Origin of the sequence: Pectobacterium zantedeschiae (assembly GCF_004137795.1) — a bacterium.
Classification (GTDB): domain Bacteria; phylum Pseudomonadota; class Gammaproteobacteria; order Enterobacterales; family Enterobacteriaceae; genus Pectobacterium; species Pectobacterium zantedeschiae.
Map to the genome: position 1 here is coordinate 2,954,126 of NZ_NWTM01000001.1, position 13,339 is coordinate 2,967,464.

5 protein-coding genes are annotated in these 13,339 nt (G+C 56.6%); all 5 read right to left on the bottom strand.

Features of this window, described 5'->3' with window-relative positions:
* Nucleotides 1–63 precede the first annotated feature (63 nt).
* Genes CLR69_RS13305 through CLR69_RS13325 form a run of 5 tightly spaced genes read right to left on the bottom strand, consistent with a single transcriptional unit; the run spans nucleotide 64 to nucleotide 13,336 of the window.
* The gene (locus CLR69_RS13305; protein WP_129713409.1) at nucleotides 64–2,178 is read right to left on the bottom strand and encodes an amino acid adenylation domain-containing protein; all 2,115 of its coding nucleotides are present in this window, start codon (nucleotides 2,176–2,178) and stop codon (nucleotides 64–66) included.
* A complete protein-coding gene (locus CLR69_RS13310) occupies nucleotides 2,175–8,507 on the bottom strand; it encodes a non-ribosomal peptide synthetase (RefSeq protein ID WP_129713410.1) in 6,333 nt (2,110 codons plus the stop codon). Before CLR69_RS13310 ends, CLR69_RS13305 begins: the two co-directional genes overlap by 4 nt.
* Before the next feature lie 22 nt (nucleotides 8,508–8,529).
* Nucleotides 8,530–9,315, bottom strand: a complete 786-nt coding sequence (gene dhbA, locus CLR69_RS13315; RefSeq protein WP_129713411.1) for a 2,3-dihydro-2,3-dihydroxybenzoate dehydrogenase — start codon at nucleotides 9,313–9,315, stop codon at nucleotides 8,530–8,532.
* A gap of 5 nt (nucleotides 9,316–9,320) precedes the next feature.
* Nucleotides 9,321–12,464 carry a non-ribosomal peptide synthetase gene (locus CLR69_RS13320; protein ID WP_129713412.1) on the bottom strand — a complete coding sequence of 1,048 codons (3,144 nt, stop codon included), beginning with the start codon at nucleotides 12,462–12,464 and terminating at the stop codon, nucleotides 9,321–9,323.
* Nucleotides 12,461–13,336, bottom strand: a complete 876-nt coding sequence (locus CLR69_RS13325; protein ID WP_129713413.1) for an isochorismatase — start codon at nucleotides 13,334–13,336, stop codon at nucleotides 12,461–12,463. The genes CLR69_RS13320 and CLR69_RS13325 overlap by 4 nt, the downstream gene beginning before the upstream one ends.
* Between the last annotated feature and the right edge of the window lie 3 nt (nucleotides 13,337–13,339).

Consider the following 13,339-nt stretch of genomic DNA (forward strand, 5'->3'; position numbering starts at 1 on the left):
CATACCTGAGAATGTCATTTTTACACGATACATAAAGGGCAGCGACGCTGCCCTTTATGACTTTCAGACGTCGCTCAGGCGTTTACGATCGACCTTGCCACTGCCGGTTTTGGGGAGCTTATCCAACGTCACAATGCGCCCCGGCACCATGTAAGCCGGTAGAAACTGATGCAGTTGTTTACGCAATGCCAGTTTGGTCATCTCTGAACCGGGTTTATATTCAACATAACCGACCAGTACCGCATCATCCCCTTCGCCCTGAAGTTTGACGGCCGCATCCTGTACCTGTTCGATCCGTTTCAATTGCGCCTCGATCTCCCCTAACTCGATGCGAAATCCCCGTAATTTCACCTGATCATCGAAACGTCCGAGATACTGATAACGATCGTCCTCCAGCAACCGGACTTTATCGCCCGTGCGATACATTCGCTGCCCAGATTCCCCTTGCTGAATAAAACGCTCTTGCGTCAGATCGTCACGCAGCCAGTACCCGCTGCTCAGAGCGTCACCGAGGATGCACAGTTCACCCACCATTCCTTCAGTCAGAGGATGACGATCATAATCGATCACCAGATGTTGATAGCCCGCCAGCGTGTTACCCAACGCGACCGTGTGCTGATTCTCCAATGCTGCACCGTCGATTTGCGCCATCTGTGACCAAATTGTCGCTTCGGTCGGCCCATAACAATTCCACAGCGTCTTACAACGGCTGACCAAGCGCTGTGCCAGCCGCAGATCCAACGCTTCGCCACCGCATAGCGCCACCAAATCGGGTTTACCCTGCCAGTCCGCTTTGAACATCATGCGCCAGAAAGCGGGAGTAGCCTGCAACACGTTGATTTCAGGTCGATCCTGCAAATACGCCGCAACTGCCTGCGGATCTTTGTATTCCTCATGCGTGGTCAGGTGCAGCACGCCACCGACCCACAGCGGCGCGAAAACTTCCAGCATGGAGATATCAAAGGCCAGTGTAGTGATGAGCAACCAGTTAGCGTTATCCGTTAAGGCTAGTCGCTCTACGCTGGCATGGATAAAGGTTTGCAGCGCTCGCTGACCAATCACCACGCCTTTCGGTTTCCCCGTCGAACCGGAGGTAAACATCATGTAGGCCGCCGTTTCCGGTCCACCAGCCTGAGCCAATTGTACGCTCGCGGAAAGGGCACGATCTGCATCCGGTAAATCGCAGAGGTTCAGTATCGGGCAGTCAAACGTCAGCGAACCAGCGGTATAGCTGTCCTGCAAGACCGAGGCCAGTGCCGCTTCCTGCTGAATCGCCTGTAGCCGTTCCCCCGGAAAATCCGGCTCCAGCGGCACAAATGTCACCTGAGAAAACAGGCAGGCCAGTAACGCCGCCACGGTGTCAGGCTGACGGCTAAGGTGCAGCCCCACCCGCTGACCAGCAGTAATGCCCTGCGCAGCTAACATCCCTTGAATCAGCGCTACACGTTGCAGCAGTTCCCGATAGCTAATTGCACGTTCCTGAAAGCGGATCGCGACACCATCCTGACGTGCAGCCTGGGCAAGACGCGCCAGCAATTCGTCATGCAGTGCGCTCGCTCGCGTCCTGTGGGGTAACGGTACTACCTGCGGGCTAAGGCGAATTTGCGTCAGCCACTCCCAGCACTGTGCCAGCAGGCCATCGAGTAGCCGTGTTAGATCGCGGGCAATGCGCTGAAGCTGCTGATTATCGAGTTGCCCATCAGGCGCGGTCAGAATTAGCCGAGCGTCCTGAACCTCTACGATCAGCGCCACTTTTTGCCCCATCTTCTGCGTCACAACAGGTAGTGATGCCATTTCTCCGACGCTCAACACACTGCTAAACAGCGCATGCAGGGTTTCTGCTGCCAGAACCGCTGGCGCAGGCTGTGGATCGCACGACGCTCCCACCTCTGCGATCCACTCACTGACAAGACGATCGCGCCGTTGAAAATGAGCAACCAGTGGCATTACGCTGTCAGGAAGGTCGGACGTGACAAGCGCCGCACATACCAGCTCTTCACCGCTGTACTTGTACAGCAGCCAACTCCACGCCGCACACACCAGCGACGCAGGATACTGTCGGGACAGCTCACTACTGTGGCGCTGTTCACCGTGTGCAGCACCTACCCGCTGCCCGAAGGCAGTCGGTTGTTGGATGTCCGCCAACAGAGTCCCGATAACATCGTTACTCTCTGTCATGACAGCGTTTCCTCATTGGCAGTAACTCTCGACTGTGCCAAATATCCACTCAGCGCCAGCGGTGAAGGGTAGCGTTGCAATAACGCCACGCTCACTGGCTGCCCAAGCGCACGGCTCAGCGCCTGTGCCAGCGCAATACGCTGGAGCGAATCGACGCCACTTTCACATAACGTCCGAGCCCAGAGGCCAGACTCACCGAAGCCGGGTTCACCGGGATGTAGCGTTTGCGCCCATACGCGCAGCAGCGCCTGGGTAAACGGCGTATCCGGCTGGCTAATACCGCTATCCGGCACGGCTTTCTGTCCAGCCATCGAGCCTGTCGCTTTCTGATGCCCGATGATCTCGGCTGGCTGCTGCGGCGCACTATTGATCAGCGCCACCACTTCGTCATGCCAGCGCATCAACACCCGACGTGCCTGTGCGCTGTCCAGCGCATCTGCATCAAACTCGAAGCGCAGCAGCATGCAGCCCGCCTGTTCGCGTACCACCAGATTCAGCGGCATCTCGACTTTTTCATAGGCGGCTGAAAATTCGGGAGATAATCGATGCGGATCGTCAGCGCGTTGGCCCGGTTCTGCTTTCGCACCGGGATAGTTTTCATAAATAAACAGGCTGTTGAACAGACGCTGGCGTCCGGCCGTCAGGGCAATCAGCGACTGCGTAGCATGCTGATTCATCGCCATCAGCTCATTCTGCAACTGAACCAAATGCTGTTGCAGTGACACGGGCTGCTGCCAACTCAGCGCCAACGGTAGGCTGTTAATGTACAGACCCACGCTGCTCGCTACGTCTTCCACCGGGCTTTCCCTGCCCGACAGCACGTTCCCGACAATACTGACCGCATCACCAGTCGAACGAGCCAGCAGCCGGTGCCAGGCGTATTGCGCAATAATGCTGTGCGTAACGCCCACTTCACGGGCAAAAGCGGTTAATGTCGCCTGCTCCTCTTCGTTCAGGCTCACGCTGGTGACCTGTGGCTCAACTTGCGTCAAATGCTGACTGAGATCGGCGCGTTTCCCCGCTGCCGCAAATAGCACGGACACATCGTTCGTCTGTGCCAGTAACGGCTGTCGCTGCTGCCAGAAGGCATCGACGGCGGGCTGCTGTGCTACAGCGTGTAGCGCGTAATCCACATAGGCACGATCCACCTGAATCGCTGGTGCATCATCATGCATTAGCCGTTGATAATCACGATGTACCGCTCCGAGTAACTGCGGGCCACTCCAGCCATCAAGCACGCTGTGATGACAGCTCAGAAGTACCCGATAGTCCTGCTCGCCCAAACGGAAACAGGCAATGCGCAACAGCGGCGGCCGCGACAAATCAAATCCATCCCGTAAATCCTGCTGGCGATAGCGTTCGATGACCGCGTGCGGATCGACATCCTGCATCAAGTTCTGATAGTAAAAAGGCAGCGAAGCCTGCTTTACAAGCACCTGCACGCTGGCAAACTCGCTTTCCAGCGCGGCACGCAGCGCCGGGAACCGCTGAATCTGGCGCTGCCACGCCTGGCGATAGCCATCCACATCCAGCGCCTGTGCATAGCGAATCGGCGTTTGCAGATGATAAGCATCGTCCTGCGGGCAGCGTAAGCGGTGATACAGCATTGACTGCTGGAGCGATGACAGCGGCAACAGTGTGTCGATGTCATACCGCTGCGACAGGCTGTCGAGCTGCGCCTGGCTCACATTGACAGCAGGGAAGTCGCTGGGGGTATAGGCGATTCCGTGGCTTAGCTGTATCAAACAAGCTTCCGTCAGCGCACGCAGATTCTCCACCAACCGCGCCATCAGGCGTTCGCTATCACGCTGGTTGAGGCAACCAACCTGACGCAACGTCAACTGTCCGCCCGCAATACCGCCGTGGAGACTGATAACCTCTGCCGGTTTATTCTCCGGTGATACACAGCATCCCGGCGCGACATCAACCGGACGCCATGTACCAGCGGCCTGAACCGACAGCCCAAGATAGTTGAACACAATCGGCGACAGCGTCAGCGAATTTCCCTGCGGGTGATGGTAGCGCAGCGGATTAAACCCGACGCCTTTATCCGGCACCTGGCGCAGCTGTTCCTTGCTGGATTGAATCAGAGAAGCCCAGTCAGGCTTATCTTGCAGACATACCGGATAAGTGCTGGTAAACCACCCGACGGTGCGGCTGACATCCAGCGTCGGATCAATCGCCTCGCGGCCATGCCCTTCCAGCATGATGCGTGCTTTATCGCCCCAGCCGAGATCGTTTAGCGTGCGAGTTAGCGCCGCCAGCAGCAAATCGCTAACGTCGGTATTAAAGGCACGATTGGCCTCGCTCACCAGTTGGCCCGTAGTGTCCACATCCAGCATCATAATGGCGGCACTGGCATGGCCCTGCGGATCTTGCGCCGCCAGCAGCGCGGTCTGATCCACGCCGTCTTCCTGAGCCTGCCAGTACGTCAGTTGTTCCGCATGCTCGGTGGCGTAGTGTTGCAGCGCGGCCCCCCATTGACGATAGCTTGAGGTTTTCGGCAGCAGCGGCTCATCGAGGTACAACCGTTCCAGATCGTCCACCAGAATGCGCCAGGACACGGCATCAATCACCAGATGGTGGAAAGCAAGGAACAAGGCGGTGTCTGCCTGCGGATGATGCTGCACCAGCGCGCAGGCCATCGTTCTTCCCTGAGCGGGATCAAATTCACTCTGCAAGGCGGTAAACGCCTGTTGCAGGCCGTCGTCGCCAAGCTGGCGATAATCCAGCGTCTGCAAAGCAGGGCAAGACACATCTGCCAGATAGCGTTGTCCTTCAGCATCACAGGCCAGACGCAGCGCATCGTGTTGCGCTATCAGTGCCTGCAACATCGTGGCAAGCCGTTCGGTATCTACCTCTGGCAGTTGGATCATCGCCGCCTGATTCCAGTGCTCAGGGCGTGCCAATGGTTGTTCCATGAACCAACGCTGAATCGGCAGCAGCGCGAACTCGCCTTCCAGCGCCCCCTGCTCTGCCACAATGCCTGTGTCTCGATTATTCTGCGCCAGCACACGGCACAAACGCCGCACGCTCTTCGCCTCGAAAACGTCTTTCACCGTGCAGGCATAACCTGCGCTGCGCAGTCGCGTCGTCAGTTGGATACTGAGGATGGAATCACCGCCTAAGCGGAAAAAATCATCCTCAACGCCCAGCGGCGTATTCAGCACGCTGCGCCAAATCGCCAACACGTCCGCTTCCAGCGGGTTGTCAGCCTCACCGTCGCCCTCGTTCACTTCCAGCACTGGCGGCAGTTGTTTCATATCGAGCTTGCCGTTTGGCGTCAACGGCATGTTTTCCAGCAGAATCAGTCGGAAAGGCACCATGTATTCCGGTAAGTGCTTTGCAACATCAATCAGCACGGCGGCAGGTTCCGGCGTGCTGATGTCGGCTTTCACCGTAGCATAAGCGACCAGCGCTGGACGGCTTCCCACCTGCGCCACGATGACTTTAATCTGCTTCAGCGATGGGCAGACTGTCGCCAGCTGCGCCTCGATCTCACCCGGTTCGATGCGGTAACCACGCAGCTTGATCTGCTCATCAATACGGCCACAGTATTCATAATCACCGTTGTTCAGTAGTCTGGCTTTATCCCCGGTGCGATAAATGCGTAACGTCGCCACGCCACGTCCAGTATTGTTCACGTCATTCAGCGTGATGTGCTCGAAACGGCTGGCGGTCATCTGCGGCTGATTGAGATAGCCACGCGCCAGACCAAGCCCCGCAAGGCACAGTTCGCCTGGCACCCCCACCGGACACAATTGTCCAGCAGTATCCAGAATCAGCGCCTGAATATGGGTAAGCGGTTTGCCGATGGTGACAGGCTGGCCTTTGCACAGACGGGTGCTCAACGCCGTGACGGTACACTCCGTCGGCCCGTACATATTGTACAGCGCCACTTTCTCTGCCCAGTTTTCCACCACCGCGTTCGGACAGGCTTCCCCGCCCATACCAATGGCTTGAATGCCATTAACCTGCTTAGGATCGAGAATCGACATCAGCGCTGTCGGCAGGATCAGGTGCGTCGCCCCTGCCTGTTCGGCCTGCACGATCGCCCGATCGTTGGGCTCACCAAACGCTAGCGTTCCGCCGCTGCTCAGCGGCAATAGCGTCGTCATGTTACCCGCGTCAAACGAGAGCGACATACAGTTGAACATAGTGCTTTGCGGTGTGAATGCGATGCGATCGCGGTGATCGTCCAGCAGATTGATCAACGAACCGTGTTCGATCATCACGCCTTTCGGCAAGCCGGTCGATCCCGACGTGTAGATCACCTGAGCCAGTTGCTGTGCATGGCGCAGAATAGCAGGAGGCTCATCACCCGGCAGATCCTGCCACTGCGCGAGAACAGCAGGATCGGTCAGATCGATGCGATGTTCGGCTGACCATTGCGCCAGTTGTTGCCCATCACCGCCGAGAATAACGGTAAGATTGGCATCGGTAATGATGTGGCGCAGCCGCTCAGGCGGATAGTCAGGATCCAGCGGTACATAGGCGGCACCCGCTTTCCAAACGGCCAGTAACGCAATGACAAAATAGCGATCGCGTTTCGCCAGCACGCCAACCAGCGATTGTTCGTCCAGTCCCTGACGATGCAGCCAGTGCGCCAACTGATTGGCCTGCCTGTTCAGCTCGGCATACGTCAGCGTGTCGGTACGCTGATCACCATCAAAGGCAATCGCCAACTGCAGTGGATCGCGCTGTGTCACGGCTTCAATCACGTCGGTTACGGTTAACAGCGGCTGCGGATAGCTCCGCGGTAACTGCTGGCTTTCCGCCAGCACGGCAGCAAAGCGATCCGATTCCATCAACGGCAGATGCCAGACATCGGTTTCCGGGGCCTCAACCACGGCTTCGATCAACCGGATAAAGCGGTCAGCGTAATACTGGATCGTCTGACGTTCAAACAGCGCAGTGGCAAATAGCCAGTCCAGCCGTACCTCACCCATCAGCTCCGTCACCTTGACAGAGATATCCGTCTTGGCGGGCAACACCGGCGAGGTTTCCTCCGCCGCATCACAGCCAGGGATCAGATCGTTGAAATCCACTTTGGCCTGATACACCAGCATCACCTGGAAGATCGGGTTGATCGCCGTGGTGCGATCGGAACCGATCGCCTCGCTCAGTGCTTCAAAGCGATAGAGCTGATGATCGAATGCCGATAAATCCTGTTCGCGACAATATTGCAGATAATCAATAAAGTTCTGACGGTCCTGCAACTGGGTACGCAGCACGATAGTGTTAACGAAGAAGCCGACCACATCTTCGATATCCGGCCGTTCGCGATAGGCGAGCGGAGAGCCAATCACAATGTCTTTCTCACCGCTGATGCGCGCTAACATCAGAGAGAACACCGCATGAAGACCAATGAAGTTAGACGTATTGTAGCGCTGGCACAGGCGCTTGAATTTATCCCATAGATCGTTGTTGATCGCGGAGAAGATCACCTCTCCGCCGCTGTTCTGGTACGCTGGACGTGGTTTATCCAACGGCAGACTATGTACTTCTGGGATCCCCGTCAGCCGCTCAATCCAGAACGGTTTGAATTCGTTGTGGTAATCCAGAAATGCATCGGAATTGAACCAGTGTGCGTAGTCGATATAGTTAAGCTGAGTGGTCTCGACGGGATAAGGCTGGCGGTTTTGGCAAGCCAAAAAAGCCGGTTTGAAGTCCGCAAACATATTCTTCACCGACCAGCCATCTGAAATGATGTGGTGTTGGGTGATCATCAGAACATGTATGCGCTCGCTCATCTTCACTAGACGCACGCGGGTAAGATCGCCCGCCGTGAGATCGAATGGGCGGCTGATTTCTACTTTCACCTGCTGTTGTAAACGCCCTTCCCGCTCGGCTTCCGGCAACAGCGAGAAGTCATCATTCTGTATCACAAACGGTTGATAGGCATCGATACGCTGCTCACCCTTACCCTGTTCATTGACCACAAAACGGGTGCGTAGGCTGGCATGGCGCTGCGCCAGCGCGTCAAAGGCAAACTCCAGCGCGGCCACATCCAGCGTGCCAGTCAGACGAAAATAGACTGGCATGTTGTAGAGGTGTGATTGCTCTTCGTATTGTTCGATAAACCACAGTCCGCTTTGCGATGACGACAACGGGCCAGACGTCGCATTCTGCGGTGTGATCGGTCGCTCAAACGCCTGCTGCGCCGTCAGGCAGCGCACGATGGCGTCTTTGTTTTCCTTAATCGTGCGCCCAATCTCTGCCGTGATCGCGTCTTTATTAGACTGTGAAATCAGCTGCCCTTGCGCATTTAACGCCAGACGCACACCCTGCCGTTCTAGCTGCTTTAACAGCGTTACGATATCTTTCATGACTTGTCACTCTCTCAGCAAATCAGGCCGTCAGCGTTGCCCCGCCATCCACCACCACGTCCTGCATGGTGATGTGGCTGGCCAGATCGGAAGCCAGAAAAACCACGGTATTGGCGATCTCTTCCGGCTGAGCAATCTTGCCCAGCGGAATTCCCAGCTTGTACTGGTCTGGAAAGCCCGCGATAGTGCGCTGTTCCGCATCGGCGCTGTGCCACATGCCGCGCTGCATCGGCGTATCCGTCGATCCTGGCGACACCAGATTGCAGCGCACGCCGTAAGGCGACAGCTCCAAACCAGCACAGTGAGACAGGCTGGTGAGCGCCGCTTTCGAGGCGCAGTACGCCGCCATCTGCATGCGGGGAACATGTGCAGCATTAGAGCCGACGCAAACAATCGCGCCGCGGCGCTGCCGCTTAAAGTGCGGCACAAGTGCATTCAGCAGATAAAATGCACCGGAAGCATTGACGTTAATACACTGGTGCCAGTCGTCCACGCTCAGCGTATCGATGTCACCTAAACGCAGGATCCCGGCTGCGTTAACCAGAACGTCGAGCCCTGTTTCCGCCAATTGCTGACGGCACACCGCTGCCACGCTGTTCGGTTCGCTAATATCCAGCGTCACGCAGCGAAACGGACGATCGTTATACGGAGAAGCGTTATGTTGAAATGCGCGATCGAATCCAATCACGTTCGCGCCCAGTGCGACAAACTGGCAAGCAATGCTTTCACCAATGCCGCTCGCCGCGCCCGTTACCCAGACGGTCTGGCCGCTGAAATCAAACTGAAGAGATTGTGTCTTGTTCATCATTTTCCCTACCACACCATTTCCACGCTGTTTTCATCCTGTGACAGCCTGTCGTCCAGATAGCGGCAGAAATCGCTGAGCTGTGGATGATCGAACACATCTGAGACTTTGATGCTGACGGAAAACTCTGCGGCCAGACGATTGACGATCTGAATGGTCTGCAATGACTGCCCGCCCAGTTCGAAGAAGTTATCCCGCGATTGAATCCCCGACACACCGAGGATCTGTTGCCAGATGGCACTGACCCGATTCTCGGTTTCGCTGGCTAGTGCCTGCGTCGGTGCATCATCGTGATATTCCGCCAGCAGACGTTTGCGATCGACCTTGTTGGATCCGGTTTTTGGCAATTGGCGGAAAGCCCGATAATCGGTGGGGATCATGGCAGGCGGTAGCACGCTACTCAGGCGCTGCTTCAGCGCACGCGCATCTAACTCACCCTCTTTTGTGGCAACAAACGCCACCAGACGCCGCACTCCGTTGGGGTAAACAATGCCCTGAACGCAGGCCTCATCGACATCCGGCTGCGCCAACAAATGGGCTTCGACCTCCCCTGGCTGTATCCGATAACCGCTGATTTTAAATTCGTTATCCATACGTCCAAGGTACAGCAGTTGGCCTTTTTCCAGACGCACTCTATCGCCTGTGCGGTAAGCAGGAAGATCCCGATCGCCCACCGCCAACTGCGTAAACGCAGTGTGCTCTGTGCCGATGTAACCCGCCGCCAGCGTTGGCCCTAACAGCACCAGTTCACCTTCCGCCGCAGGACGATCGCCCGCCGCCAGAATCAGCGCGTTTACCCCTGCCAGCGGTAGACCGATAGGAAGCTGTGCCACATCCGCAGACTGAGTTTGCAGATCGCAGCTGGTCGCCACCACCGTAGTTTCAGTGGGGCCATACGTGTTGATTAAGCGCAACGTGTCCGGCGCATGGCGTTGCCACTGCACCAGCTGTTCGGGATACACGGCTTCACCGCCGATGATGATCGCGCGCAGTGCCGAAGGCATAGTCAACGTACCGGTTTTCAGCCCCACCACCCATTCGTTCCAGAATGCGGTCGGCAGATCGAGCAATGTAATCTCCTGTGCGTCTACCTGTTCAACAAAGGTGGGAATCGATTCCAGCATTTCATCGGTGCGCAGCACCAGCATCGCGCCGCTGGTCAATGTGGCAAAAATCTCTTCGATGCTGGCATCAAAGTTAAACGGGGCAAATTGCAGCACGCGATCCGCTGCACGCAGGTCGTAGCGCTGACGTGCTGCCGCCGTGAAGTGATCCAACGCGCTAGCACCGATCTCCACGCCTTTCGGCAATCCGGTCGACCCTGAAGTAAACATGACATAGGCAATCTGTCCTTCTCTCGATTCCGCAGTCGGCAGCACCGCGGCCTGCACGTTGGATGACAGCAGATGCCCCGCCAGAATGATTTCACCGGAAAAGACTGAGGCCAGCCGATGTTGGTAATCCGCCTGCGTCACAATCGTACGCAACCCGGCAATCTGGATGATGTGCTGCTGCCGTTCACGCGGCTGTTCTGGGTCAAGCGGCACATAAACCGCACCACACTGCATCACAGCCAGCAAACTGATAATGGCTTCAGGGCTGCGTTTCAGCATAATGCCGATGCGTTCACCGGGCTGTACACCGCGCTCATGTAGCATCGCAGCGGCCTGACCGCTCAGATCCAGCAGTTGCTGATAGCTATATTGCCGATCGCGCTGCACCAACGCGATATGACCCGGGTTTTTACACGCCTGCCTGGCAATCTCCGTCAGAACCGGCTCAACACATGGTTCAGGTTCGCGACTGGTGATCAGTGCCAGTTCACGTTCTTCACGCAGCCAGCCCCCCAGCAGTTCGCCGCTGGTTTGCTGCGGCTGCGCCAGCCAGCGCTGGAGCAGTGTGAACAGGGTTTCTTGCAGGCTGGCAAGCGCTTCCGCGCTGTAACAGGCTGGATTGGCATCAAAGTCCAACACCGGTGTGCCATCCGGTTTGAAATGGATCTCGATCGTCAGATCTTCTACCGGCCCAGCGCTGAGATTCAGCGTGCTGGACGACAGCGATCCGTAATTGAGCGGATGATCGAACGGCATGATATTGATCAGCGGCCCGAAGAGGCGCTGTTCGCCGCCAACACGATTTAGATCGCGACGTAAATGCTCATAGCGATAATGCTGATGACGGCGCAGCGTGCGTTTGGTGCGGGCAACCTGTTGAGCCAGCGCCACAAAATCCGCCTGTTCATCCACCTGAATACACAGCGGCACAATATTCATCTGCATGCTCGGCACCGTCAGCGAGGCGGAACCGATGCGGTTCATCACCATCATGCCGAATGTCAGTCGGTCGCTGCCAGATACCAGTTTCAGGTGGGTCGCCAGCATCGCCAGAAACAGATCCGGCCAGCTGATTTTATTGCCTTCGCACAGCGCCGTTAGCGGTTGCCAGAGCTCCGCAGGCATATCACAGCTTTGGCGTAAAAAACGCGCGGCTATCGGTGCTTTCTTCTCGCTGAAACTGGCCGGTTCCGGCATCGCGTTCAGCGTTTCCAGCCAGAAATCACGCGCCTGCGCCGTCTGCCCGCAGATATCGCGCTGCCGTTCCTCTTCCAGCACGTCGCTGAACGGGCCAAACTCGGCCACCGACGCGGGTTGCCCGGCCGTTAAGGCGGAGTAGATCTGGGCGATGCGTTGAAACAGCATCGTGGTGCCGAAACCGTCCAACGCAATGTGATGAACGCAACTGTAGAGAAAATCGCGTTTTTCGCCGCACAGCAGCGCAAAGCGGCAGGGTAATCCGTTCAGTAAATCCAGCGGCAGGGAGATTTCGTCACGCGCCCACTGGCGTATCGTCTGTTCTTCATCCGTCATCGGCGCAGGCAATAGCTCTACAATCGGCAGCACACCGATCGGAACTGGCAGTTGCGAAGCCACAAAGCCAATCTCTGGTTGCTCCGCATGTTCACCCGCAACCTCAACAAACTGGCAGTAAAGACACTCACACTCCATCACGGCCTGGCGGATGGCACTCAGCATGGCTTCAATATCGACTTTGCCATCAAATGCGATGCACTCCGCCGTGTTGAACGTCGCCTTATCCTCGTTCAGGGCATGACCTAACCACAGCCCGCGCTGCGCAACGCTCAACGGCTTCATGATGCCGCTCCCTGCTGTTTTTCGATCAGCGCCCACCAGGCATTCAAGCTGGGATTACGCGCCAGATCGACAAAGCTCAACGTAATGCCCTGATTGCGCCACTCGGTCAGCAGCGCCATCATACGGAGCGAGTCCAGACCATAGTCGATCAGGTTTTCATCTTCATCGAACTGATCTTCTTCTTCGTCGATTAAGCTCAGCAGATGCGCTCTCAATCCTTGTTTCGTCAGTGCCTGTGCCATTTTCGCTCCCGTGAGTTCTGCCGTACTAACAACCCGTCCGGCGCGCGTCGCGACATATTTCAGCGCCATCTGGTGTTCCTGAAGTGAGAAATCCGCAATCGCATCGCCCACCATGAAGGGTTTGATATCGCGCATGAAGGCATCCGTTGCAGTAATCATGCAGCCGATATGCCCGTAAACGCCGCAGATAATCAGCTGGTCTTTGCCCATCTCTTTCATCATCGGTTCCAGCGGGGAACGATGGAATGCGCTGTAGCGCCATTTAACCAGCACCGTGTCATGCTCATCTGGTGCCAAGGCGCTCACAACACGCTGTTTGTCAGGATGATTATTCAGCCCTGCGCCCCACATGTCGTTCAGCAGCGCACGGTCGGCGGCGCTCTGCGCGTTAGGTTGCGCGGTATATACCACCGGAATCCCCTGTGATTTACAGTAGGTCCGCAGCGCAGAAATATTCTCAATCAACTGCTGTGCCAGCGGACTACCCGCACCATAGAAATTCACGAAATAGTCCTGCATGTCGTGAATCAGCAGCACTGCACGTTCAGGTTCAAACGCCCAGGAAACCTTGTTTTCTGGGAAATCCTGTGCGCACGGCAGGGGGTAAGAAGCAATAGAAGGGATTGCCATCAA

Excerpts from the sequence above, each read along its gene's own strand:
- CLR69_RS13305 (WP_129713409.1), bottom strand. The coding sequence starts at position 2,178 with ATGACAGAGAGTAACGATGTTATCGGGACTCTGTTGGCGGACATCCAA.
- CLR69_RS13310 (WP_129713410.1), bottom strand. The coding sequence starts at position 8,507 with ATGAAAGATATCGTAACGCTGTTAAAGCAGCTAGAACGGCAGGGTGTG.
- dhbA (WP_129713411.1), bottom strand. The coding sequence starts at position 9,315 with ATGATGAACAAGACACAATCTCTTCAGTTTGATTTCAGCGGCCAGACC.
- CLR69_RS13320 (WP_129713412.1), bottom strand. The coding sequence starts at position 12,464 with ATGAAGCCGTTGAGCGTTGCGCAGCGCGGGCTGTGGTTAGGTCATGCC.
- CLR69_RS13325 (WP_129713413.1), bottom strand. The coding sequence starts at position 13,336 with ATGGCAATCCCTTCTATTGCTTCTTACCCCCTGCCGTGCGCACAGGAT.